Origin of the sequence: Stenotrophomonas sp. (genome assembly GCF_032103445.1) — a bacterium.
In the GTDB taxonomy this organism is placed as follows: domain Bacteria; phylum Pseudomonadota; class Gammaproteobacteria; order Xanthomonadales; family Xanthomonadaceae; genus Stenotrophomonas.
This window is the reverse complement of record NZ_DAMDFR010000066.1, coordinates 1-24,416: the sequence shown is the minus strand read 5'-3', so window position 1 is coordinate 24,416 and position 24,416 is coordinate 1. Positions and strand designations below refer to the sequence as shown.

Sequence of the window (24,416 nt, the reverse complement as noted above, 5' to 3'; positions counted from 1 at the left end):
GGCTCCGGTGCCGGCTCCTGCCGCACCAACAGCGACCGGCACGGTGGCGTCGGCCAGCACTGCCAATGCGGCCAGCAATGCGATGTCGCCGGCGGCCATTCTGGCCGGCCAGCCGACCGCGGCAGTGGCACCGGCTCCGGCACCCACGCCGGTGGTCCCGGTGCAGGCACCGCGTCCGGTGATGCCCAGCGACGCCTCGCGCATCAAGATGCAGGCGGGCATGCGCCCGCTGGTGGTGGCGATCGACCCGGGCCATGGCGGCCAGGATCCGGGCGCGGTTGGCCCGACCGGCAAGCGCGAAAAAGACATCACCCTGGCAGTGGCGCGTGAGCTGGCGCGGCAGGTCAATGCCACGCCGGGCCTCAAGGCTTACCTCACCCGCGACAGCGACGTGTTCATTCCGCTGCCGATGCGCGCGCAGAAGGCGCGTTCGGCGAAGGCCGACATCTTCATTTCGATCCACGCCGACGCGGCGGAAAACCGCGCGGCCAAGGGCTCCTCGGTGTACGTGCTGTCGACCAAGGGTGCGTCGTCGCAGCGTGCGCGCTGGCTGGCCGACAAGGAAAACGCGGCCGATCTGGTCGGTGGCGTGCGCCTGCAGCAGACCGAGGGCACTTTGGCCAACGTGCTGCTGGATCTGGCCCAGAGCGGTTACATGAAGGCCTCGGAAGATGCGGCCGGCCATGTGCTGGGTGGTCTCAAGCGCATCGGCAAGAATCACAAGCCGAACATCGAGCGCGCCAACTTCGCCGTGCTGCGCACGTCGGACATGCCGGCGATGCTGGTGGAAACCGCCTTCATCTCCAACCCGGACGAAGAGCGCCGCCTGATGGACCCGGCCTACCAGCGCCAGATCGCCGGTGCGGTACTGGACGGCGTGCACACCTTCTTCAGCCGCCAGCCGCCCCCGGGCACCCTGTACGCCGCCCGCGCCCAGGCCGAGATCGACGCCGCCAGCACCGTCGCCGGCGGCAGCAAGTAAAAACCCGCTTCGGCGGGTTTTTGTTTGTCTGCACGTGTTGCTGCTATCGGCATTCGACGATCTACGTGCGCCGGGCGTTGCCCGGCTGCTGTTGGATCTGTGCGAACTGCCGGTGCTCATCGATTGTCTGGCTTGGCGGCTCGGGATGGGCGTTCCGGGGGACGCTGGGTAGTGCCGGCCGCTGGCCGGCAACTTCTTGATGCTCGATCGCCGCATCCATGCGGCTCACGCCCCCTCCAGCCCACCCCGACCCGCCATCGAGAGTGAGTCGGCAGCCATGGGAAATGCCAGATCAACAGCAGCGTTGATCCGGGGTCATGCGTTACCGAACGTTGGGGATTTCACGGCGATCGTCTTTCGACCGATCCCACCGCGGCATTTTCTATTTCGCCGGGGGCTGCGTGCTTTTGATCTTCCTTGGCCACCGGCCCACTGTCTGGGGCGTGCCGGGGTGGGTTTGCGGGACCGTCAAAAACATGGATGTTTTTGACGAGCCTACAGGGATGTATTCACGGCGTGTCCCGCAAACCCACCCCGGTGCGCCCAAGCACGGAAACCGATGAACCACCGGCTGTTCGCCAAAAACCAACAGCAGCCGGGCAAGCCCGGCTCTACGAAGCCCCATTTCGCTATCATCACACCATGAGCATCCGTCAGTTACCCGAAATCCTCATCAACCAGATCGCCGCCGGCGAGGTCGTGGAGCGGCCTGCGTCCGTGGTCAAGGAACTGGTGGAGAACGCGCTGGATGCCGGGGCGACCCGTGTTGATATCGACCTGGAAGAAGGCGGTGTGCGTCTGATCCGCATCCGCGACGATGGCGGCGGTATCGCACCCGAGGAGCTGCCATTGGCAGTTTCGCGGCATGCCACCAGCAAAATCGCCAGCCTGGACGACCTGGAAGCCGTTGCCACGCTCGGCTTCCGTGGCGAAGCGCTGCCGTCCATTGCCTCGGTCAGCCGCTTTACCCTCGCTTCGCGCCGCGCCCATGACGAACACGGCTCCGCCCTGCAGATCGAAGGCGGCAAGGTGGGCCAGGTCACCCCGCGTGCGCATGCGCCCGGCACCACCGTCGAAGTGCGCGAGCTGTTCTACAACGTGCCGGCACGACGCAAATTCCTGCGCGCCGAGCGCACCGAGCTGGGTCACATCGAAGAGTGGCTGCGCTCACTGGCGCTGGCCCGCCCCGATGTCGAACTGCGCGTCTCGCACAACGGCAAACCCTCGCGCCGCTACAAGCCGGGCGACCTGTATTCGGATGCCCGCCTCGGCGAAACCCTGGGCGATGATTTCGCCGCCCAGGCGCTGCGTGTCGACCACACCGGTGCCGGACTGCGCCTGCACGGCTGGATTGCCCAGCCGCACTACTCGCGCGCCAGCACCGACCAGCAGTATTTCTACGTCAATGGCCGCGCCGTGCGCGACCGCAGCGTTGCCCACGCAGTGAAGATGGCCTATGGCGACGTGCTGTTCCACGGTCGCCAGCCCGCTTACGTGCTGTTCCTGGAGCTGGACCCGACCCGCGTCGACGTCAATGTGCACCCGGCCAAACACGAAGTGCGCTTCCGCGATTCGCGGCTGATCCATGATTTTGTCTACCGCACCTTGAAAGAAGCCCTGGCCGAGACCCGCGCCGGGATGACCGCGACTGCGGCCGCCGGCGAAACGCATGCAGAAACCGGTGCACGGGCGTACGCCAATGCCGCAGCCGGCACCGGCTATGCGCTGGCGGGTGGCGGTGGAGGGGGGGGCGCTGGTGGCGGCATGGGCGGCTGGCGACCGCAGCAGTCGCCGTTGGGCTTGCGCGTGGCCGATGCCCCGTCTGCCTATGCCGCGCTGTATGCACGCCCCGAAGGCAATGACAGCCCCGCGCTGCCGCCGATGCCCAGCGAAAACGGCTTCCCGGTCACCTCCGCTGAGAGCGGTGTGCCGCCATTGGGTTACGCCATTGCGCAGCTGCATGGCATCTACATCCTCGCCGAGAACGCCGAAGGGCTGATCGTCGTGGACATGCATGCCGCGCACGAACGCATTGGCTACGAACGGCTGAAAACCGCGCACGACGGCATCGGCCTGCACGCGCAGCCGCTGCTGGTGCCGATCACCCTGGCGGTGGGCGAGCGCGATGCCGATACCGCTGAGCGCGAAGCCGAAACACTGACCGCGCTGGGGTTTGAGATCACCCGCTCCGGCCCGGGCTCGCTGCATGTGCGCAGCATTCCTGCGTTGCTGGCCAACGCCGAGCCCGAAGGCCTGCTGCGCGATGTGCTGACCGACCTGCGCGAACATGGCCAGAGCCGGCGCATTGCCAGTGCACGCGACGAGCTGTTGTCGACCATGGCCTGCCACGGTGCGGTGCGTGCCAACCGACGCCTCACCGTGCCGGAAATGAATGCATTGCTGCGCGACATGGAAATCACCGAGCGGTCCGGCCAGTGCAATCACGGCCGACCGACCTGGGCGCGTTTTTCGCTGGCGGAGATCGACCGCTGGTTCCTGCGTGGACGTTGAAGGGGAAAGCCACTTGAAGGGGAAGAGTCTGATGGGGACGCGTCATTGGCGGCGCAGCATGGCGGTGGCCGCATTGGTGCTGGGCCTGGCCGCCTGCGGCGACAAGGAGATCGCACCGGTGGTCGCACCGGTCGACCCGGTGTTCGCGGCCGAACAGCAGCAATGGCGCCAACAGCGCTACACCGAATTGAACGCGCCGGACGGCTGGACCAGCCTGGTCGGCCTGCACTGGCTGGAGCACAAGGCGCACTACATCGGCAGCGGCCCCGGCAGCGGCATTCGTCTGGCGGTGGGACCGGACAAACTGGGCATGGTGGCGCGTGACGGCAACAGCGTGACCTTTACCCCCGAGCGCGGTGTGCCGATGACCGTGGAAGGGGAGCCGGTGACCGGCCGGATCCGCTTCTTCAGCGACCGCGATGCCACACCCACGAAGATCGCCTTCGACGACGGCCGTGGCCAGCTCAGCCTGATCCACCGTGGCGAGCGTTTCGCGCTGCGGGTGAAGCATGCCGATGCAGCAACCCGCACCGGCTTCACCGGTCTGACCTACTGGGATGGCGGTCCAGCGTGGAAGGTCACCGCGCGTTTCGTCCCGCATCCCGCCGGCAAACGCCTGTCCATCGTTGACATCACCGGCCTCACCACCGAGATGGTCAATCCCGGCGCGCTGGAGTTCGAGAAGGACGGCACGCCTTATCGGCTGGAAGCGCTGGGTGAACCCGGCGGCGAGTTGTTTGTGATCTTCGGCGACCGCACCAGTGGCCACGGCAGCTATCCGGCCGGCCGCTACCTCGACCTGCCCGCACCGGACGCCAGCGGCCAGGTGGTGATTGATTTCAACCACGCCTACAACCCGCCGTGCGCGTTTACCCCGTTCGCGACCTGCCCGCTGACGCCGCCGGAAAACCGCCTGGACCTGCGTGTGGAAGCGGGTGAGAAGGTGTATCACCCCCCACAAGGAGGAACCTGATGTTGTTCAAGCGTGTACTGTCTTCGCTGCTGCTGGGCGCTTGCCTGCTGACCGGGTCGGCCGTTGCCGCGCCCGCCGCCAAGGTCGGCTCCACCGCGCCGGTGCCCCTGCTGTGGAAGGTGACCGGACCCGGCGACAGCCGGGTCTACCTGCTGGGCTCGTTCCACATGCTGCGCGCGGATGACTATCCGCTGGCGGCCGATGTGGACCAGGCGTTTGCTGCATCCAATCGGCTGATGTTCGAACTGTCGCCGGCCGACATGCAGTCACCCGACCTGGTCGGCAAGATGATGCAGGCGGCGATGCGCACCGACGGCAGCGAACTGCGCCGTGATCTGGATGCGCCCACCTGGACCAAGCTGCAGGCCTACGCGGCCGCCAACAACATGCCGTTGGCCCAGCTGCAGGGCATGAAGCCGTGGTTCGTCGGTCTGACGATCACCCTGAGCCAGCTGGCGCGCATGGGCCTGGACCCGGAACTGGGGCTGGACCGCTACTTCATGAAGCGCGCGGCCGATGCCGGCAAGCCGACCAGTGGTCTGGAGAGCATCGACACGCAGATTGCGGTGTTCGCGCAGATGTCGGACAAGGAACAGCAGCAGATGGTGGCCGAGGCGCTGGACCAGGCCGAGCAGGCCGACGCGCTGAGCCGCACGCTGCACGACGCGTGGCGGCGCGGCGACGAAAAGATGCTGGGGAATGAAATGGCGGTGGACATGCGCGGCCAGTACCCGCAGCTGTACAAGCGCATCAATACCGACCGCAACGAGGCCTGGGTGCCCAAGCTGCAGCAGCAGCTGCAGGCCGGGCAGGGCGGTACCCTGGTGGTGGTGGGCGCGCTGCACCTGCTGGGCGAGGACGGCGTGGTGGAAAAGCTGCGCGCCAAGGGCTTCAAGGTGGAGCGGGTGTGCACCGGGTGCGCCAAGCCCAAACGCTGAACGGTACCGTTGGAACACAAAAAAGGCGCAGCATGAGCTGCGCCTTTTTTTGTGCGTCCGCCTGCGCGGATCAGCGGCGGGTCTTGGTTCCGACCGGTGCTTCCGGTTTGCCGGTACCGGTACCCGTGCTGGTGCCCGGCGGATTCGGTCGCGCACCGAAGCCTGCGCCCATGTTGCGCTGGAAGTCTTTCCACAGTTCCAGGTTGCGCTCGGTGAGCTGGTTCATCATTGCCCACGGGGTCTGGCCCAGCAGGTTGCCCATCTGCTGGCGGAACTGCTGCTGCTGGTCCAGGAAGACCTGCATGCTGCGCTCCAGGTAGTTGCCCATGAAGCCCTGCAGCGAATCGCCGTAGAAGCGGATCAACTGGCTGAGCAGCTGGGTGGACAGCATCGGTTCGCCGTCCTGTTCCTGGTCGGCAATGATCTGCAGCAGCACGGAACGGGTCAGGTCGTCGCCGCTCTTGGCGTCGCGGACTTCAAAGTCCTCGCCGTCCAGGATCAGCTGGCGCACGTCCTCGATGGTGATGTAGCTGGAAATCTCAGTGTCGTAGAGACGACGGTTCGGATACTTCTTGATGATGCGGTTCGCAGCCATGAAGCAAGCACTCGTCAACGTAGGGGCGCATGATTGCGCAGCGCAGCACCGGTTGCAACCTCCTTAGGTCACATCCGACGCTTGTTCATGCTGCGCAACAAAAGGTGCAGCATTGTGAGGTCATCGCAACCGTAGAGCCACGCCCTGCGTGGCTTCGACCACGTTTGGCACCGCGAAGCCACGCAGGGCGTGGCTCTACGGGATGGCGGGCGCTGAAACCGTTACCACCCCATATGGTGGCCGCCGTTGATGTCCAGATTCGACCCGGTGATCCACGCGGCTTCCTCGGCCACCAGGAAATTGACCGCGTACGCGATCTCCTCCGGCTTGCCCAACCGCCCGGTCGGAATGTCGGCAATGATCTTGGCGCGTACTTCCTCCGGCACCGCCATCACCATGTCGGTGGCGACGTACCCGGGCGAAATGGTGTTCACCGTGATGCCAAACCCGGCGTTCTCGCGCGCCAGCGAGATGGTGAAGCCGTGCATGCCGGCCTTGGCGGCGGCGTAGTTGGCCTGGCCGTACTGCCCCTTCAAACCGTTGATCGAGCTGATCTGGATCACCCGGCCCCAGCCGCGACGGCGCATGCCCTCGATCACCGGGCGGGTGACGTTGAACACCGAATTGAGGTTGGTGTTGATCACGTCATGCCACTGGTCCGCGCGCATGCGGTGGAAGGTGGTGTCACGGGTGATGCCGGCGTTGTTGACCAGGATCTCCACCGGGCCCAGCGCGGCTTCCACGGCCTGCACCATCTGTTCGGCGGAGGCCGGGTCGGAGACGTCGCCGGGGAAGATCGCCACCTCGCACCCGCGCGCACGCATGCGCTCCTGCCAGGCAAGGGCCTTGGCCTCGTCGCGGTAGTTGGTCGCTACCCGATGCCCCTGTTCGCACAGGCGTTGGCAGATGGCAGACCCGATCCCGCCGGTACCACCGGTAACCAAGGCAACGCGCGATGTCATGAGCAGCTACTCCGAATGGCCACAGCCAACAAGGGGGGGAGATCGATTCTGCAACATCGGCGCACAAAAGGGGCGGTCGTTCAGCCCAACGGCGTAATCACGATGTCGTGCGGTGGCAACCGGGCGGGATCGAAGTGCGTCACCGCACGTTCCAGCCACTCGGGCACGGCTGCGCTGCCCGCCAGCGCAGCCGGCTCCTGACCCAGCCAGGCCCAGGTCTGTTGCAGCGCCGGTAGCGGTGCGGCGGGGTCGACCGGGGCGGCGGCCCCGGACTTGGACAGCTTGTGCCCCTGCGCATCCAGCAGCAGCGGCAGGTGCAGGTAACGCGGCGTGGGCAGACCCAGTGCCTGCTGCAGCAGGATCTGGCGCGGGGTGGAATCGAGCAGGTCGGCCCCGCGCACCACGTCGGTGATGCCCTGGGCATGGTCGTCCACCACCACGGCCAGCTGGTAGGCCCAGCAGCCATCGGCCCGGCGCAGCACGAAGTCGCCGACCTCGGCATGCACGTCCTGCTGGATGGACCCGCGCAGCCCGTCCTCGAACGTGACCACGCTGCCGGGCGGCACCCGCAGGCGGATGGCCGGGGTGGGGCGCTCGGCCTGGGCCACGCAGCGGTGATGGATGCCATGCTGGCCGGCCAGGTCGCTGCGGCTGCAGTGGCAGGCAAAGGCCAGGTCCTGGGCGAGCAGGCGGTCAATGGCCGCCTGATACAGCGCATCACGTTGGCTCTGGTGTACGACGGGGAAGTCGCTGTTCAGCCCGAACGCCTGCAGTGTGGCGAGCTGGCCTGCGATAGCACCGGGCACGGTGCGTGGGGGATCGACGTCCTCGATCCGGATGCCCCATGCACCGCCGGCATGCCGGGCGAGCAGCCAGCTGCCCAGCGCGGCCAGCAGGGAGCCGGGGTGCAGGGGGCCGGTGGGCGAGGGGGCGAAGCGCCCGCGGTAGGCAGAATTGAACATGAACTATGAATCGTCGGTCAGGATTCCACTTGAATTCAAGCGGCAGTCACCGCAGATTTGGATTCAAATCCCGTCAATCGAGCGCTTTTTCCCATGTTCAGTCGTATTGCTCTCTTCCTGATGACCAACCTCGCGGTTCTGGCCCTGGCCAGCGTGGTGATGTCGCTGCTGGGCGTGAACTCCAGCCAGATGAGCGGTCTGCTGGTAATGGCAGCCATCTTCGGCTTTGGGGGTTCGATCATTTCGTTGCTGATGTCCAAGTGGATGGCCAAGCGCTCCACGGGCGCGGTGGTGATCACCGAGCCGCGCAACGCGACCGAGCGCTGGCTGCTGACCACGGTGGAGCGCCAGGCGCGCGAAGCCGGTATTGGCATGCCGGAGGTGGCGGTCTATGACGGCCCGGAAATCAACGCCTTCGCCACCGGTGCGAACCGCAACAACGCGCTGGTGGCGGTGTCCACCGGCCTGCTGCAGAACATGAGCGAAGACGAGGCCGAAGCGGTGCTGGGCCACGAGATCGCCCACGTGGCCAACGGTGACATGATCACGATGGCATTACTGCAGGGCGTGCTGAACACCTTCGTGATCGTGTTGGCCCGCGTGGTGGGCGGCATCATCGACAGCGCGCTGTCGGGCAACCGCGAAGGCGGCGGCCGTGGCTTTGCCTACTTCATCATCGTGTTCGCGCTGGAAATGGTGTTCGGCCTGTTCGCGACCATGATCGCGATGTGGTTCTCGCGTCGCCGCGAGTTCCGCGCCGACGCCGGCGGTGCGCACCTGGCCGGTCGCCAGAAAATGATCGCGGCGCTGGAACGCCTGAAGCTCAACCACGGCCAGAGCACCCTGCCGACCCAGGTCGCCGCCTTCGGCATCGCCGGCGGCATCGGCCAGGGTCTGCGCAAGTTCTTCCTCAGCCACCCGCCGCTGGAAGACCGCATCGCTGCCCTGCGTGCTGCCAACAACAACACCGCCATGTAATCGATGGGTTGAAGCAGTACTTGAACGCCCGGCCATCGTGCCGGGCGTTCTGGTTTCTGGGGTTGCAGCCTCCGGTTTATCGGATTGCATGACCTACGTAGAGCCGGGCTTGCCCGGCTGCTGTTGGATTCAGGCGAAAAGCCGGTGCTCACAGGATCCTTGGTTTGGCGGGTCGGGGCGGGCGTTCCGGGGGACGCTGCAAGTACGTCCATGTAAGCTCGATCGCCGCATCCATGCGGCTCACGCCCCCTCCAGCCCACCCCGACCCGCCATCGACAGTGCGTCGGTGGCCAGCGAAGATCAAAGGCACGTAGCCCCGGTGGGATCGGTCGACAGACGATCGCCGTGAAATCCCAAACATCCGGTAACGCATGACCCCAGATCGACATCGCCGTTGATTTGGAATTTCCCATGGCCACCGACAATGTATCGAGGGTTCGGCGGGTGGGGGGTACGGGACCGTGAAGGCACATGGATGTGCCGCCCGAGCCTAACGGGAGATTTAAGGCGTGTCCCGTACCCCCCACCCGCCGGACCCAGACACGTAAATCGACAGCCGAGGGTTGTTCGCACGAATCCAACAGCAGCCGGGCAAGCCCGGCTCTACGTACATCGTGCAATCAGAGAGAGCGCGGCGGCTTTGCGGAATCCCAAAAACAACAACGGCACCCGAAGGTGCCGTTGTGCTTCTAGCGAGATGTCGTCAGAAAACTCAGAACTTCGCGTCGAACTCGGCGGCGTAGCCGGTGTTGACCAGGACCTTCTGCAGGATTTCGCTGTTCTTCACGTTGCCGGCAACGATCTGCTGGGTTTCCGGGCCGCGGCTGTCCATGCGGGCCGGGGTGGCACCCTTGAAGTCGCAGACGCGACCGCCGGCTTCGCGGACCAGCAGCACGCCGGCGGCGATGTCCCACGCCTTCACGCCGGCTTCGAAGTAGGCGTCGGCGCGGCCGCAGGCCACGTAGGCCAGGTCCAGCGCGGCCGAGCCGGTGCGGCGCACGTCTTCGGCCTGCACCAGCAGGGCGTCCAGCGCCTTCAGCTGCGAGCTGGCACGGTTGCGTTCGCGCGGGGCGAAGCCGGTGTGGATCATTGCGCCCGACAGGTCCTTGCGGTCTGCCACGCGGATGCGGCGGTCGTTCAGCACCGCGCCTGCGCCACGGCTGGCGGTGAACAGCTCATTGCGCAGCGGGTCGAAGATCACCGCGTCGGTCGGTTCGCCGTTTTCGGTCAGCGCGATCGACACGCAGTAGTGCGGGAAGCCACGCAGGTAGTTGCTGGTGCCGTCCAGCGGGTCGATCACCCACATGTAGCGGTTCACCGCCTGCACGCCGCCTTCCTCGCCCATGATCCCGTATTCCGGGTAGGCGCGCTTGAGTTCCTTGACGATGACCTTTTCCGCGTCCGCATCCACCTCACTCGCATAATCCATGCGGCCCTTCTGCACCACGTTCAGTGCTTCCAGCTTGTTGATGTTGCGCAACAAAACGTTGCCGGCGAGGCGGGCGGCCTTGACCATGACGGTGACGGCGGGTTTCTGCATGGCGAAAAGCTCCCGGAAAGGCAGAGGGGGGATTGGCGGGGGAAAAGAGCGGTGCCGGCGCACAGGCCGGTGACACAGTTTACCATTTGTCGCAGTTCTTCTCGCGTTTGGCCTGTTCATGTCCCTGCAAACCGCTCCAACCCGCATCCGCTTTGTCCTCGTCGGCACCCAGCACCCCGGCAACATGGGCGCTGCCGCCCGTGCCATGAAGACCATGGGCCTGGGCCGGCTGGTGCTGGTGGCCCCGGAAAAGCCCCTGGATGAAGAAGCCTTCCGCCGCTCCGCCGGGGCCGAGGACGTGCTCGGTGATGCCCCGGTGGTCGCCACCCTGGCCGAGGCGGTCGCCGACTGCCGGCTGGTGCTGGGCTGCACCGCGCGTGCCCGCCGCGTGCAGCTGGAGGAGCTGCTACCTGCCGTGGCTGCCCAGCGCGCCCTGGCCAAGGCCGGCGATGCCGCCGACCCGGGCGAGGTCGCCTTCGTGTTCGGCCGCGAGCGCACCGGGCTGACCAATGAGGAGCTGCAACTGTGCCACCTGGCCGTGCACATTCCGTCCAATCCGGAGTTCAGCTCGCTGAATCTCGCCGCCGCCGTGCAGGTGCTGGCCTATGAACTGCGCATGGCCCATCTGGAGGCCGCCCCGGCGGCCGCCGCTGCCGATGACGAGCCGCGCGAGCAGGCGGCCAGCCACGCCCAGCTCGAGGGCCTGTTCGGTCAGCTCGGCCAGACCCTGGACGACATTGATTTCCACAAGGGCCGTGCGCCGGAGTCGGCGATGCGCAAGCTGCGCCGTCTGTTCCTTCGCACCGAATTGAGCGAACAGGAAGTAAGGTTGTTGCGCGGCATTCTGGCGGATGCCCAGCGGATGGCACGGTTGGCGCAGAAATAAGCCGCCGTGGCCTGACGCACGTCACACTTTTTCAGGTAGGCTGTCTCGATTCCTTTGGGGGGAGCAGATGGGATTGCCGGTGCTGCGGAGGCTGCTGCAGGGGGGACTGCTGTGTCTGGGCATCGTTGCGATGACCGGTACCGCGCAGGCCGGGCCTGACACGGCCGATGGCGGCCACGTTCTGGTACTGGGCCGGATCAGCGACAATCCCAAAGCACACCATGCGCAACTGCAGCCGCTGCTCGACTACGTGGTGCCGCGCATGCGCGACGTCGGCATCACCGAAGGCCGCATCCTGATGGCTCCCGATGCCCAGCAGATGGCCAGCTACCTGCGCCGCGGGCGCGTGGATTGGGTCACCGAAACCACCGGCACCGCCGTGGCCCTGGGGCTGCGCAGCGGGGCGCAGCCGCTGCTGCTGACCGAGCGCAGCGGCGTGCGTGATTACCACACCGTGTTTTTCGTGCGCCGCGACAGCCCGGTGCGGGTGCTGGCCGACCTGAAGGGGCACTCGCTGGCGTTGCAGAACGTGGCCTCCACCAGTGCCTATCTGGTGCCGGTGATGACCCTGCTGCAGCACGGCCTGACCCCGGAGATCCTGTTGTCCGCGCGCGACGCGGCCGCACCGGATACCGTGGGTTATGTGTTTGCGCGGTCGGAGGCCAACATTGCCACCTTCGTGCACAAAGGCCTGGTCGATGCCGGCGCGGTCAGCAGCGTGGACTGGGCCGACCCGCAGCGGGTGCCGGCCAGCTTCAAACGCGACTTCCGCGTGCTGTACCGTACCGATGCCTACCCGCGGGCGGTGGAGGTGGTGCGCGCCGGGCTGGAGCCGAAGGTGCGCGAGCGCCTGCAGGAGGTGTTGCTGCAGGCGGCGTCCGACCCGCAGGCGCAGGGGGCGCTGGAAAAGTTTTTTGGTACGTCCGGGTTCCATCGGGTGGATGCGCAGACGCAACACCGGTTGGATGAATTGAAACAGGGTCTTACACGCGTGCGGATGGAAGTGGAATGAGGCCGTTGGGTTCCGGAATGCAGTCCCGCTTTGTATTGGCAATGGGCGGGGCGATGGTGGTGGTGGTGGCGATCGTGGCCGTGGTGCTGGGGCGCCAGGCGTCGATGCAGGACGAGGTCAAGCACCTGAGCGGTACGGTCATCCATGACCTGTTCGACCGCAGCGTGCGCAGCCGGGGCGAAGCCCTGGCACGGGAACTGTCCGATGCGCTGGCCAATCCGCTGTATTACAACGACCTGCAGCAGGTGGGTGCGCTGGTGCGCAATACCTCGCGGCAGCAGGTGGTGCGCTATGTGCTGGTGTTCGACGAGGACGGCAAGCTGATCCACGACGGCTCGACCGACGTGGCCGACTTCGGCCGGCCCATGCAGGACCCGCTGGCGGCCGGCGCGGTCGCCGCGCGCACCCTGGTGGTGCAGCAGTCGCCGAAGGTGCTCGACAACGCGATGCCGATCATGATCGGCAATCAGCGCATTGGCGGGGTGCGGGTCGGCATGGCACTGGACGACGTGCAGGCCATGGAGCAAACCGCCAACCGGACCCTGGGTGACCGCCTGCAGCAGGTCGGCAAGCGCCACCTGGGTTGGCTGCTGCTGATGCTGGGGCTGCTGCTGGTCATCGGCGTGGTGGTCATCATCTATGTGCAGCGCACCCTGGTCGCCCCGATCCGTGGGCTGGCCGCGGCCGCGCGACAGATCGAGGCCGGTGATTACCGCCCGCAGCTGGGCCAGAGCAACAGTTCCGGCGAAGTGGGCGAGCTGGTGCGCGCGTTCGCGCGGATGAGCGAGGCCATTGCCCGGCACGACCGCGAAGTGCGGCACATGGCGTATACCGACGCGCTGACCGGGCTGACCAACCGCCTCGCGTTCCGCGAGGCGCTGGACCACCGCCTGATGGCCGCGCGTGCGTCCAACCATCGGCTGGCCTTGCTGTTTGCCGACATGGACGACTTCAAGCGGGTCAACGACACCCTCGGCCACGAGGCCGGCGACGAAGCGCTGTTGCAGTTCGCCCAGCGCATCAGCGCGGCGGTAGGGCAGGCCGGTGGTGATGAAGCCCTGCTGGCACGTTTCGGCGGCGATGAGTTCGTGATTCTGATCGGCGACGGGGATGTGGCCGCCGGTGCCCGCCAACTGGCCGAAGTGCTGGTTCGTGAGCTCGGCAAGCCGCTGGTGGTGCAGGGCCGGGAGCTGTTCCTGGGCACCTCGATCGGCGTCACCCTGTTCCCGGACGACGCCGCCGACGCGACCACGCTGCTGAAGAACGGCGACATTGCCATGTACCAGGCCAAGATGGCCGGCAAGAACTGTTACCGCTACTACAGCCGGGCCATGGACCACGCCGTCGAGCGCCGTGTGCACATGGAGCAGGAGCTGCGCGGTGCCTGGGAGCGCGGCGAGCTGCGGCTGGTCTATCAGCCCATCTTCCGCACCCGCGACCGCCGCCTGTGCGGCGTGGAGGTACTGTTGCGCTGGCAGCACCCGACGCTGGGTACCATTCCGCCGTCGGTCTTCATTGAAGTGGCCGAACAAAGCGGCCTGATCGAGGTGATCGGCCCGAAGGTGCTGCGCGCGGCGTGCATGGAGGCCATCCAGTGGCCGCTGACCAGCGATGGCGAGGGCCTGTTCGTGTCGGTCAACGTGTCACCGCGCCAGCTGCGGGGCGGCGAACTGCCCACCCTGGTCGCCGACTGCCTACGCGAAACCGGCCTGCCGGCCTCGCGCCTGCACCTGGAGCTGACCGAAACCGCGGTGATCGGCGATGAAATGCTGGCTGCGGCCCTGCTCGACAAGCTGCACCGCACCGGTGTGAAGGTGTGGCTGGACGACTTCGGTACCGGCTTCTCCGGGCTGAGTCACCTGCGCCAGGTGCCGGTGGATGGCGTGAAGATCGACAAGAGCTTCGTCGCCGACATGCAGCGCGACCCGGACGATCTGGCCCTGACCACTGCGATCATTGCCATGGCGCATGCCCTGGGCATCACCGTGGTCGCCGAAGGCATCGAGCAGGAGGTCCAGTTCGACCTGCTGGCCCAACGCGGCTGCGACCTCGCCCAGGGTTATTGGTTGAGCCACCCGGTCAGCGCGACGGATGTGGTGCACATGATTGAATCGGGGCGGTGACGCCGGTTGATTTTGGATTTGCCTGGTTGACGGCCAGCGGCCGTCACTACCCGCAAACGCCCTATACAGGGCGTTTGCTTGAATCCCCGGAAATCTCGCGGACCAGCTTCGGCACCAGATAACCCGACAAACGCGCGGTGAGCTGGGCGTGCAGGGACTTGGCGGTGGCGTCGTCCACTTCGAAATGGGCCACGCCCTGCACCCGGTCCACCTGGTACAGGTAATACGGCAGCACGCCGCCGGCGAAGCTGCGCTCGCTCAGGTCCTGCAGGGCCTGCAGGCTGTCGTTCACCCCGCGCAGCAGCACCGCCTGGTTGAGCAGGGTGCAGCCGGCATCGCGCAGGCGGGCCATGGCCGCATCCACGCTGGCATCGAATTCGTTGGCATGGTTGGCGTGGATCACGAACGCCACCGGCCAGGGAAGGCTGGCAATCCACTGCACCAGATCCGCATCCACCCGCTCCGGCAGCACCACCGGCAGGCGGCTGTGGATGCGAAGGCGGCGCAGGTGCGGAATCTGCTTCAGCGCATCGGTCAGCTCGACCAGCTTGTGGGTGGCCAGCGACAGCGGGTCGCCGCCGGACAGGATCACCTCGTCGATGCCGGGGTCCTGCGCGATCGCATCCACCGCCTCACGCCAGCCCTCGCGGGCGGCGTTTTCGGTGCCGTAGTCGAAATGGCGGCGGAAGCAGTAACGGCAGTTGATCGCGCAGCTGCCGGTGGTCACCAGCAGGGCCCGGCCGTGGTACTTCTGGATCACCCCGGTGGCCTTGCGGGCCAGCCCGTCGCCGACCGCATCCAGGGTGAACCCGGGGGCCAGCTGAAGTTCGTCGGTGATCGGCAGGACCTGGCGCAGCAGCGGGTCGGCGGGCTCGCCGTGGCGCATGCGGGCGATGAAGCCCTGCGGCACTCGCAGGGCGAACTGGGCCAGCGCCTCGTCCGAGACAGGCAGCCCGGCCGCATCCAGCCCCAGCTGCGCCAGCAGCACCCGCGGGTCGCGGACCGCGTCACGCCACAGCTGCTGCCAGCGGACGGGAGAGGGCAGGGGCGTGGCGGAGAGCTGCATGAAAGGCGGGCCTTGCGGTTATCATAGGGGGCAGAACAACGTGACTTCCCGCCGGTACCGGTGGGGCTTTCCATTCTATCCGGCTCGCCGCGCCCGCGCGGCGTTTGCCCATTCAGGAGTTACCGCATGGCCACTGTCGGCATGAACGACGTCAAGAACGGGATGAAGATCCTGGTCAACAATGAACCAGCCGTCATCACGGACACCGAATACGTCAAGCCGGGCAAGGGCCAGGCCTTCACCCGCGTCAAGTACCGCTTCATCCGTTCCGGCCGCGTGGTCGAACTGACCATGAAGGCCACCGACGACCTGGAAGTGGCCGACGTTGTCGATACCGACATGAACTTCATGTACAGCGACGGCGAGTACTGGCACTTCATGGACCCGGAATCGTTCGAGCAGGTCCAGGCCGACAAGGCCGGCATGGGCGGCGCGGAAAAGTGGCTGAAGGGCGAAGAAGCCTGCATCGTGACCCTGTTCAACGGTGCCCCGATCTTCGTGCAGCCGCCGAACTTCGTCGAACTGAAGATCACCGAAACCGACCCGGGCGTCCGTGGTGACACCTCCGGCGGCGGCGGCAAGCCGGCCACCCTGGAAACCGGTGCCGTGGTGCGCGTGCCGCTGTTCGTCAACCAGGATGAAATCATCAAGGTCGACACCCGTTCGGGCGAATACTCCGCACGCGTGAAGTGATTCGACCTTCGGTCGAATCACTGTAGAGCCAGGCCCTGCCTGGCTGCACAACCCGACCGAACCGGTAGTGCCGGCCGCTGGCCGGCACCCCCCGCATCACCGAACCACCGCGGTCGCCCGCGCCGTCGGGCCACCGGCCACACCAGAGCGAGACCGCATGACCGACACCTCCCGCATCCCCGAAGCCTGTGACCTGCTGATCGAAGCCGGGTACGTGGTCCCGATCGAGCCGCATGCGGTGGTGCTGGAAGACCATGCCGTGGCCGTCCGTGGCAGCGAGATCGTGGCGATCCTGCCGCGCGCCGAAGCCCGCGCCCGTTTCGCCCCGAAGCAGACCGTGTCGCGCCCGGATGCCGCGCTGATGCCGGGCCTGGTCAACGCCCATACCCACAACCCGATGACCCTGCTGCGCGGCGTCGCCGACGACCTGCCGCTGATGGTGTGGCTGCAGCAGCACATCTGGCCGGTGGAAGCGGCGGTGATCGGGCCGGAGTTCGTCGCCGACGGCACCACCCTGGCGATTGCCGAAATGCTGCGCGGGGGCACCACCTGCGCCAACGAAAACTACTTTTTCGCCGACGTGCAGGCCGCTGTGTACAAGCAGCACGGCTTCCGTGCGCTGGTGGGTGCGGTGGTCATCGATTTCCCCACCGCCTGGGCCAAGACCGATGACGAGTACTTCGCCAAGGCCGGTGAGCTGCACGACCAGTGGCGCGGCGATCCGCTGATCGGTACCTCGTTCGCACCGCATGCGCCGTACACCGTCAGCGACGCGAACTTTGAACGCGTGCGCATGCTGTCCGACCAGCTGGACATGCAGGTGCACCTGCACACCCATGAAACCGCGCAGGAAGTCAGCGACTCGATCAAGCTGCACGGGCAGCGCCCGCTGGCGCGCCTGGACCGTCTGGGCTTGGTCAACGACCGCCTGATCGCGGTGCACATGACCCAGCTGACCGAAGCGGAAATCCACCTGTGCGCCGAGCGCGGCGTCAGCGTGGTGCACTGCCCGGAATCGAACCTGAAGCTGGCCTCGGGCTTCTGCCCGGCCTGCGCGCTGCAGCGTGCCGGGGTCAACCTGGCGATCGGCACTGATGGCTGCGCCAGCAACAACGACCTGGACATGTTCAGCGAGAACCGCACTGCGGCCATCCTCGCCAAGGCGGTGGCCAACGACGCCACCGCACTGGATGCGGCCACCACGCTGCGTGCTGCCACCCTTGGCGGCGCCCGCGCGCTGGGCTTCGGTGACCGCATCGGTTCCATCGAGGTCGGCAAGCAGGCCGACCTGGTCTGCGTGGACCTGTCCGCGCTGGAAACCCAGCCGCTGCATCATGTGCTGTCGCAGCTGGTGTATGCCGCTGGCCGTCACCAGGTCAGCGATGTCTGGATTGCCGGTCAGCCCAAGCTGGTGCAGCGTGAGCTGGTCGGCATGGACACCGCCGCCATCGTCGCCAATGCGCGCCAGTGGCGCGAGCGTATTCGACACATCCGTGCGTGATTGCGTCGCACCGGTTCAAGAAGGTAACCCCATGAACAGCCCCCACGCTTCCACCAATTTCGATCAGGCCGAACTGGACAAGTTCGCCGCGCTGGCCAACCGCTGGTGGGACGCCGACGGCCCGCAGAAGCCGCTGCACGCGCTGAACCCGGTGCGCCTGAAGTACGTTGCTGACCGCGCCCCGCTGCGCGGCGCACGCGTGCTGGATATCGGCTGCGGCGGCGGTCTGCTCAGCGAAGCGCTGGCCCAGGCCGGTGCGGACGTGACCGCCATCGACCTCGCCCCCGAGCTGGTCAAGGTCGCCCGCCTGCATGGGCTGGAGTCCGGGGTGAAGGTCGACTACCGCGTGCAGGCCGCGGAAGATCTGGCCGCGGAACAGCCGGGCAGTTTCGACGTGGTCACCTGCATGGAAATGCTGGAACACGTGCCGGACCCGGGCGCGATCATCGCCGCCTGCCACCGTCTGCTGAAGCCCGGCGGCCAGCTGTTCCTGTCCACCATCAACCGCACCCCGGCTGCCTTCGCGGTCGCCATTGTCGGTGCCGAGTATGTGGCGCGGCTGCTGCCCAAGGGCACGCACCACTACCAGGAATTCATCAAGCCGGCCGAGCTCGGCAAGTGGCTGCGCGAGGCCGATTTCAACCTGCGCGATGTCAGTGGCATGGCCTATGAGCCGTGGCGCAATCGCGCGCGCCTGAGTTCGCGTACCGACATCAATTACCTGGCCCATGCGGTCAAGCCGGAAGACAGCGTCGGTGGCTGAAGTGTTGGCTGCAAAGACGGGTTTCCCGAAGGCGGTGCTGTTCGATCTGGATGGCACGCTGCTCGACAGTGCGCCGGACATGCTGGCCACTGCCAACGCGATGCTGGCCGCGCGTGAGCGTGCGCCGATCACGTTGGAGGTGCTGCGCCCGGTGGTGTCGAAGGGCTCGCGGGCGATGGTGTCGGTGGCCTTTCCCGAGCTGGATGCGGCCGCGCGCGATGCGCTGATTCCGGAATTCCTGCAGCGCTACGAAGCGTTGATTGGTCAGCACGCGGTGCTGTTCGACGGTGTGGCGGGCATGCTTGATGCGCTGGATGCCGCTGGCACGGCGTGGGGCATTGTCACCAACAAGCCCGAGTATCTGGCGCAGCTGATCGTGCCACAGCTGGGCTGGCAGCAGCGCTGCCAGGTGCTGATCGGTGGCGACACCCTGAGCGAGCGCAAGCCGCACCCGCTGCCGCTGCTGGAGGCCGCGCGGCGCATGGGCATTGAACCTGATACCTGCGTCTACGTCGGCGACGACGAGCGCGACATCCTGGCTGCGCAGGCGGCCGGCATGCCTTCCGTGGCGGCGCTGTGGGGCTATCGTCTGGATGACGACAACCCGCTGGCGTGGGGCGCGGAGGTGATGGTGGAAACCCCGTCGCAGCTGCACAATCCCTGCGCTTGGCCGGGTACGACCGGATTTACAGGATCATCGCCATGACCACCTCCAGCGCCCTCGACAGCTTCCTCGACAAATGGCGCACCCGCTGGCCGGAATGGTCGGTGGCCGAGCCGTTCGTTCCCGAACACCAGCGCAATCTGGTGGTGGCGTGGTTCTCGCTGTTGCAGGAATTCGACGACATCCTCAATACCGCCGGCGATCCGCTGCCCGCTGACGCCAAGCTGGCGTGGTGGGGTGAGGAGCTGCGCAGCTGGGCCGGGCAGCGTTCGCGCCACCCGCTGGGGCGGCTGCTGGAGCCGGTGCGTGCGCCCTGGGCGGAGCTGGCGCAGACCCTGCCGGACCTGGTGGAAGCGCGCGCGGTGCCGGTGGATGCCGCGCATGCGCGGAAGGCGCTGATGGCCTATGCGGCGGCAGTGGCGGCGGTGGAAGCAGTGATGTTCGATACCCCGGCGCGAGGTGATGTGTCTACGCCGGTGCTGCTGCAGACCTTGAGCCAGCGCCTGCAGGAAGCGGGTGTGGCCGCCGTGCCGCGTTCGCTGCTGGCGCAGGACGATGGCAATGCGCCGCAGCGCTATGCCGCGCAGCTGCTGCAGCCGTGGCCGGCGCGTGTGGCCGGACCCCGTCCGCGGCGCATGTATGCGTCACTGGCGCGCACGCGGTTGCAGGCGTTTGCCGAAGGGCGTGCGCCGCAGGTGACGCCGCTGCGGACCTTGTTGCGCACCTGGTGGGCCGGGCGCGGGTGAGATCCCGTTGGACGCGCATGGCGCGTCCCTACAGGTCGCCCGATGAACCAAACCCGCGCGACCCCAAACCGCGCGGCCACCAAATCCGGGCGACCACCAAATCCGGGCGACCATGGATCGTAGTGACACGCCATGCGTGTCAACGCCATGATCCTGCGCACGTAGACCCGCCATGCGTGGCGTTATGGCTTGCGCTCCAGCACCAACAGCGGATCAATCCGCGTATCAAACCAGTTCATGCCCCAATGCAGATGCGGCCCGGTCGCCCGCCCGGTCGCCCCGACGGCGGCAATCACCTGACCCTGTTCCACCCGGTCGCCCACCTTCACGTCAATCCGCGACAGGTGCAGGAAGTTCGAGCTGATCCCGAACCCGTGATCCAGCAACAACGTGCCCCCGGTCAGATACAGATCCGGCCCGGCAAACGTCACCACGCCCGCTGCCGGAGCCTTCACCGGCGTACCGGTCGGCACCGCGATATCCATGCCCGAATGGCCTGAGCCCGGTTGCCCGTTGTACACGCGCGCATTGCCGAAACGCCCACTGATACGGCCCTGCACCGGCCAGATGAACGCCTGCGCGAAGTCGGCACGGTTGTCATCGCGCGCCCGCGCTGCGGTCACCTGCGCCTGCTCGCGCTTGATCCGTTCGGCAATCGCCGGCGGCGGATTCACGGTTTTCGGCGGCACGCCGTTGACCCGTTCCACCGGCCAGTCGCGCGGGGTCACCGCGATGCGTGCGGTTTCCGGGCTGCCGTCCGGCCGCTGCACCTGCACCTGCAGCGGACCCTTCTCGTCGCGGCCAACGCCAAACACCACGCTGCCATACCCGCTCACCCGCAGCGTGCGGCCTGCGTACGTCACCGTGCTGCCGGGCGGCACCTTGCCAATCACCATCGCGCCCTGCGAGGCGCTGGCCGGAAACACAATGCGGGTATCGGCCTGGGCGAGGGCAGGGGCGGGCAGTAGTACCGTCGCGGCCACCGGGGCCAGGGCCAGCAGGCCCAGGCCCATCATCCATGCCCGCATCAGCGGTCGTAGCTCAGGCGCTGGCCGTTCGGCGCGCCCACCAGGGCGGTGCCGTCCCAGGCCAGCTCGCCGTTGACCCAGGTCGACGCGATGCGCGAACGGAAGGTCATGCCTTCGAACGGCGACCAGCCGCACTTGGACAGGATGTCCTCGCGCTTCACCGTGAACGGCACGTCTTCCACCAGCACCAGATCGGCGAAGTAGCCTTCGCGCAGGTAGCCGCGCTGGCTGACATCGAACAGCTGCGCGGGTGCGTGGGCGAACTTCTGCACCACCTGCTCGATGCTCAGCTTGCCTTCGTGCACCAGCTCCAGTGCCGCCACCAGCGCGTACTGCACCAGCGGCAGGCCCGACGGTGCCTGCGCATACGGCTTCTGCTTTTCTTCCCAGGTGTGCGGGGCGTGGTCGGTAGCCAGCACGTCGATGACATTGTCGGCCACGGCCTGCGTGAGTGCTTCGCGGTCACTGACTTCCTTGATTGCCGGGTTGCACTTGATCAGGTTGCCCAGGCGGGCGTAATCGGTGCGGTCAAAGCGCAGGAAGTGGATGCAGGTTTCGGCGGTGATCTGCTTGCGGCTGCCATCGGCACGGATCAGCGGACCCTTCTCGAACAGCGCCAGTTCATCGGCGGTGGAAATGTGCAGCACGTGCAGGCGGGTGCCGTGCTTTTTCGCCAGCGACACCGCCAGCTGCGACGATTTGAGGCAGGCCTCGCGCGAGCGGATGTCCGGATGCTGCTCGGCGCTGAGGGCGTCGCCGTACTTCTCGGCGTACTCCTTGGCCTTTGCATCGATCATCGGCGTGTCTTCGCAGTGCGTGATGATCGGCGTCGGCGCGTCGCGGAAGATCGCGTCCAGGGTTTCCGGGTTGTCGACCAGCATGTTGCCGGTGGACGCGCCCATGAACACCTTGATGCCCGGCGCGGTCTTCGGGTCCAGAATCTGGATGTCGGCCAGATTGTCGTTGCTGGCCCCCATGTAGAAGCCGTAGTTGGCGCGCGCACGGCCGGCGGCGGCATCGTACTTGGCCTGCAGCGCAGCCGCGTTCAGGGTCGGCGGATTGGTGTTGGGCATGTCCATGAAGCTGGTCAGCCCGCCGGCCACGGCCGCGGCCGATTCGGTGGCGATGTCTCCCTTGTGGGTCAGGCCCGGTTCGCGGAAATGCACCTGGTCGTCAATCATGCCGGGCAGCAGCCAGCGTCCGGCCGCATCGACCACGGTTTCGCCGGGGCGCGCTTCCAGGCCGGTGCCGATCTGCGCGATGCGGCCGTTCTCGATGCGCAGGTCACCTTCGGTGATGGTGCCTTCATTGACCAGACGGGCGTTGACGATGAGCGTGGAGGACATTTCAGTGGTTTCCTGGGCAGCGACAGGCGGCGCGATCGGTGCGCGGCGGCACCTCGTCGATACCGCCGGGATGGAAGGGGTGGCAACGCCCCAGGCGCTTGGCGGCAAGCCAGCTACCGCGCGCGGGGCCGTGCATGGCAATGGCCTGCATGGCGTATTCAGAACAGCTGGGCATGAAGCGACAGCGCGGTCCCAGCAGCGGGCTGATGAGGCGCTTGTAGAAGCGGAGCAGGGCGATGAGCAGGCGTGAGATCACCTGCCCATCTTAGAGCAGTTGGCATGAAGGCCGCATTTGTCGCAGGATGGGCTGTTGGTCCGGTCCGTGCCTGGTGCGCGGGCAGGCCGCCCCGGTGTCGAAGGCACCGGGTCAGGTACCGAACTGCGCACGTCGGTCCACCCCATCCGGGGCCCGATGTCACCGCAGACGGCTCCGCGCATGAACGGAGTCCGTCACGTGGTTGCTGCTGCGGGTCGGGTAGGCTATAAAGGCCCGCTTTCCCGGGCCCCGGGGGAAACCAAGGAAGAGCGTTTCGTGGCTGCTAAAAAAACTGCAAAGAAGGCCGTCCAGGCCGCCAAGAAAACCGCCAAGCCTGTAGTAAAGAAGGCGGCCAAGTCCGTTGCCAAGAAGCCGGCGACCAAACCGGTCGTGGCAAAGAAGGCGGCTGCCAAGCCGGCTCCGAAGGCACCGGCGAAGAAGGTTGCCGCTCCGGCCAAGCCCGCGAAAAAGGCGGCTCCGGCCAAGCCTGTAGCCAAGGCACCGGTGAAGAAGCCGGTGGTGGCGAAGAAGGCTGCGCCCAAGCCGGTCGCCAAGGCACCTGCAAAGAAGGTCGCCGCTCCGGCCAAAGCCGTCAAAGCACCCGCAAAGCCGGCGGCCAAGCCCGCGCCGGTGAAGCAGGCCGCTGCCAAGCCGGCACCGGCCAAGGCTGCCAGCAAGCCCGTGGCATCCAAGCCGGCCGCCAAGCCGGCCGCAGCACCCGTAGTGAAGTCCGCACCGAAGTCGGCTCCGCCGGCTCCGGCCAAGTCTGTCCCGGCCAAGGCCGCGGCCAAGCCTGCTCCTGCCCCGGCCGCTGCGCCGAAGGCGGCAGCGGCTGCCCCCGCTCCGAAGGCCCCGCAAAACAAGAATCCCGTGCCCGTTTCGAAATCGCCTGCAAAAACCCCCGCCAAGTCCGAGCCCACCGCCAAGCCTGCCGTGCAGCGCCCTGTCGGCAAGGTCGCCGTGGCCGTCGCCGCGCGCTCGTCCGCCCCGGCTCCGCGTACCAAGGTCAAGGTGGTGGAGTACAAGACCGACGATGCCACCGGCCGTCCGATCCTGCCCGCCGGCTACAAGCCGAGCGCAGAAGAGGAATACATGAGCCCGCTGCAGACGGAATATTTCCGTCAGCGCCTGCAGCAGTGGCGTGCTGAGCTGGTCGAAGAGTCCAAGCAGACCATCGAGAACCTCAAGGAAGAAGTCCGCGACATCGGCGACGAAGCCGAACGCGCCACCCGCGAAACGGAAAATTCGCTCGAACTGCGTACCCGCGACCGCTACCGCAAGCTGATCGGCAAGATCGAAAGCACCCTGAAGCGCCTGGAAGCCGGCGACTACGGCTACTGCGTCGACACCGGTGAAGAGATCGGCCTGGACCGCCTCGAAGCGCGTCTTACCGCCGAGCGCACCATCGACGCCCAGGAGCGTTGGGAGCACATGCAGAAGCAGCAGGGCGATTGATCGCTCGCTGTTTTTGATTGCGCGAAAAACCCGGCTCCGGCCGGGTTTTTTGTTGCTGTGGGATTTGGGCGAACAGCCGGGGGCCATCGGTTTCCGTGTTTGGGCGTGCCGGGGTGGGTTTGCGGGACACGCCGTGAACCCATCCATGGGGGCTCGTCAAAAACATCCATGTTTTTGACGGTCTCGCAAACCCACCCCGGCACGCCCCAGACAGATGGCCGGTGGCCATTGAAGATCAAGAGCACGTAGTCCCGGTGGGATCGGAAATGCCCCGGTGGGATCGGTCGAAAGACGATCGCCGTGAAGCTCCCAACAATCGGTAACGCATGACCCCGGATCGACACCGCCGTTGACGTGGCATTTCCCATGGCCACCGACATGCTGTCGTGGCGGCTCGGGGTGGGCTGGAGGGGGCATGAGCCGCATGGATGCGGCG

22 protein-coding genes are annotated in these 24,416 nt (G+C 66.7%); 14 read left to right on the top strand and 8 right to left on the bottom strand.

The features are described 5' to 3' along the window. From RT551_RS17730 to RT551_RS17715, 4 genes are all read left to right on the top strand, one after another. Positions 1 to 982 (top strand): N-acetylmuramoyl-L-alanine amidase (locus RT551_RS17730; protein WP_313460977.1); only part of this gene is annotated, 982 nt, incomplete at its 5' end. Positions 983 to 1,624: 642 nt separating this feature from the next. After that, on the top strand, positions 1,625 to 3,493 hold the full coding sequence (gene mutL / locus RT551_RS17725; protein ID WP_313460976.1) for a DNA mismatch repair endonuclease MutL: 1,869 nt from the start codon (positions 1,625 to 1,627) through the stop codon (positions 3,491 to 3,493). 58 nt (positions 3,494 to 3,551) lie between these two features. Beyond that, entirely contained in the window at positions 3,552 to 4,466 is a 915-nt protein-coding gene (locus tag RT551_RS17720) for a DUF1684 domain-containing protein (protein WP_313460982.1), read from the top strand. Next, positions 4,466 to 5,404 (top strand): TraB/GumN family protein, encoded by a 939-nt coding sequence (locus RT551_RS17715; RefSeq protein WP_313460974.1) that lies wholly within the window; start codon positions 4,466 to 4,468, stop codon positions 5,402 to 5,404. The genes RT551_RS17720 and RT551_RS17715 overlap by 1 nt, the downstream gene beginning before the upstream one ends. 70 nt (positions 5,405 to 5,474) lie before the next feature. Here the strand turns inward: RT551_RS17715 and phaR are convergent, their stop codons facing one another. From phaR to gluQRS, 3 genes are all read right to left on the bottom strand, one after another. After that, on the bottom strand, positions 5,475 to 5,999 hold the full coding sequence (gene phaR / locus RT551_RS17710; protein ID WP_313460973.1) for a polyhydroxyalkanoate synthesis repressor PhaR: 525 nt from the start codon (positions 5,997 to 5,999) through the stop codon (positions 5,475 to 5,477). A gap of 221 nt (positions 6,000 to 6,220) precedes the next feature. Continuing rightward, on the bottom strand, positions 6,221 to 6,961 hold the full coding sequence (locus tag RT551_RS17705; RefSeq protein ID WP_311191911.1) for a beta-ketoacyl-ACP reductase: 741 nt from the start codon (positions 6,959 to 6,961) through the stop codon (positions 6,221 to 6,223). A gap of 80 nt (positions 6,962 to 7,041) precedes the next feature. Beyond that, entirely contained in the window at positions 7,042 to 7,923 is an 882-nt protein-coding gene (gluQRS, locus tag RT551_RS17700) for a tRNA glutamyl-Q(34) synthetase GluQRS (protein ID WP_313460971.1), read from the bottom strand. A gap of 93 nt (positions 7,924 to 8,016) precedes the next feature. Here gluQRS and htpX point away from each other — a divergent pair, with 93 nt between their 5' ends. Continuing rightward, the gene (htpX, locus tag RT551_RS17695; RefSeq protein WP_313460969.1) at positions 8,017 to 8,901 is read left to right on the top strand and encodes a protease HtpX; all 885 of its coding nucleotides are present in this window, start codon (positions 8,017 to 8,019) and stop codon (positions 8,899 to 8,901) included. A gap of 712 nt (positions 8,902 to 9,613) precedes the next feature. Here htpX and RT551_RS17690 read toward each other — a convergent pair. After that, positions 9,614 to 10,441 (bottom strand): inositol monophosphatase family protein, encoded by an 828-nt coding sequence (locus RT551_RS17690; RefSeq protein ID WP_282298225.1) that lies wholly within the window; start codon positions 10,439 to 10,441, stop codon positions 9,614 to 9,616. 118 nt (positions 10,442 to 10,559) lie between these two features. Here RT551_RS17690 and RT551_RS17685 point away from each other — a divergent pair, with 118 nt between their 5' ends. The 3 genes from RT551_RS17685 to RT551_RS17675 all read left to right on the top strand — a co-directional run bounded on the left by RT551_RS17685 (position 10,560) and on the right by RT551_RS17675 (position 14,462). Beyond that, a complete protein-coding gene (locus RT551_RS17685; RefSeq protein WP_313460967.1) occupies positions 10,560 to 11,327 on the top strand; it encodes an RNA methyltransferase in 768 nt (255 codons plus the stop codon). A gap of 73 nt (positions 11,328 to 11,400) precedes the next feature. Beyond that, the gene (locus RT551_RS17680; protein WP_313460980.1) at positions 11,401 to 12,339 is read left to right on the top strand and encodes a phosphate/phosphite/phosphonate ABC transporter substrate-binding protein; all 939 of its coding nucleotides are present in this window, start codon (positions 11,401 to 11,403) and stop codon (positions 12,337 to 12,339) included. After that, positions 12,336 to 14,462: an EAL domain-containing protein gene (locus tag RT551_RS17675; RefSeq protein ID WP_313460965.1), complete on the top strand. Its 2,127-nt coding sequence runs from the start codon at positions 12,336 to 12,338 to the stop codon at positions 14,460 to 14,462. Before RT551_RS17680 ends, RT551_RS17675 begins: the two co-directional genes overlap by 4 nt. 61 nt (positions 14,463 to 14,523) lie before the next feature. On the opposite strand, the gene epmB is transcribed toward RT551_RS17675, so the two are convergent. Beyond that, positions 14,524 to 15,528 carry an EF-P beta-lysylation protein EpmB gene (epmB, locus tag RT551_RS17670; protein ID WP_313460964.1) on the bottom strand — a complete coding sequence of 335 codons (1,005 nt, stop codon included), beginning with the start codon at positions 15,526 to 15,528 and terminating at the stop codon, positions 14,524 to 14,526. Positions 15,529 to 15,654: 126 nt separating this feature from the next. Here epmB and efp point away from each other — a divergent pair, with 126 nt between their 5' ends. From efp to RT551_RS17645, 5 genes are all read left to right on the top strand, one after another. Beyond that, positions 15,655 to 16,221, top strand: a complete 567-nt coding sequence (gene efp, locus RT551_RS17665; RefSeq protein WP_282298220.1) for an elongation factor P — start codon at positions 15,655 to 15,657, stop codon at positions 16,219 to 16,221. 157 nt (positions 16,222 to 16,378) lie between these two features. Next, positions 16,379 to 17,722: a TRZ/ATZ family hydrolase gene (locus RT551_RS17660; protein ID WP_313460962.1), complete on the top strand. Its 1,344-nt coding sequence runs from the start codon at positions 16,379 to 16,381 to the stop codon at positions 17,720 to 17,722. A 31-nt stretch (positions 17,723 to 17,753) separates the two neighbouring features. Continuing rightward, a complete protein-coding gene (ubiG, locus tag RT551_RS17655; protein WP_282298564.1) occupies positions 17,754 to 18,485 on the top strand; it encodes a bifunctional 2-polyprenyl-6-hydroxyphenol methylase/3-demethylubiquinol 3-O-methyltransferase UbiG in 732 nt (243 codons plus the stop codon). 1 nt (position 18,486) lies between these two features. Continuing rightward, complete coding sequence (locus tag RT551_RS17650; protein ID WP_313460978.1) at positions 18,487 to 19,191, top strand: phosphoglycolate phosphatase; 705 nt, start codon at positions 18,487 to 18,489, stop codon at positions 19,189 to 19,191. Next, positions 19,188 to 19,895 (top strand): squalene/phytoene synthase family protein, encoded by a 708-nt coding sequence (locus RT551_RS17645; protein ID WP_313460961.1) that lies wholly within the window; start codon positions 19,188 to 19,190, stop codon positions 19,893 to 19,895. The genes RT551_RS17650 and RT551_RS17645 overlap by 4 nt, the downstream gene beginning before the upstream one ends. Before the next feature lie 182 nt (positions 19,896 to 20,077). Here RT551_RS17645 and RT551_RS17640 read toward each other — a convergent pair whose 3' ends face one another. The 3 genes from RT551_RS17640 to yidD are packed head-to-tail and all read right to left on the bottom strand — an operon-like array spanning position 20,078 to position 22,525. After that, entirely contained in the window at positions 20,078 to 20,923 is an 846-nt protein-coding gene (locus tag RT551_RS17640) for a peptidoglycan DD-metalloendopeptidase family protein (RefSeq protein ID WP_313460960.1), read from the bottom strand. Beyond that, positions 20,923 to 22,269 (bottom strand): dihydroorotase, encoded by a 1,347-nt coding sequence (locus tag RT551_RS17635; RefSeq protein WP_313460959.1) that lies wholly within the window; start codon positions 22,267 to 22,269, stop codon positions 20,923 to 20,925. Before RT551_RS17635 ends, RT551_RS17640 begins: the two co-directional genes overlap by 1 nt. Position 22,270: 1 nt before the next feature. After that, complete coding sequence (gene yidD, locus RT551_RS17630) at positions 22,271 to 22,525, bottom strand: membrane protein insertion efficiency factor YidD (RefSeq protein WP_313460958.1); 255 nt, start codon at positions 22,523 to 22,525, stop codon at positions 22,271 to 22,273. Positions 22,526 to 22,801: 276 nt separating this feature from the next. Between yidD and dksA the strand changes: the two genes are divergently transcribed. Next, positions 22,802 to 23,980 (top strand): RNA polymerase-binding protein DksA, encoded by a 1,179-nt coding sequence (dksA, locus tag RT551_RS17625; RefSeq protein ID WP_313460957.1) that lies wholly within the window; start codon positions 22,802 to 22,804, stop codon positions 23,978 to 23,980. The last annotated feature ends 436 nt before the right edge of the window (positions 23,981 to 24,416 follow it).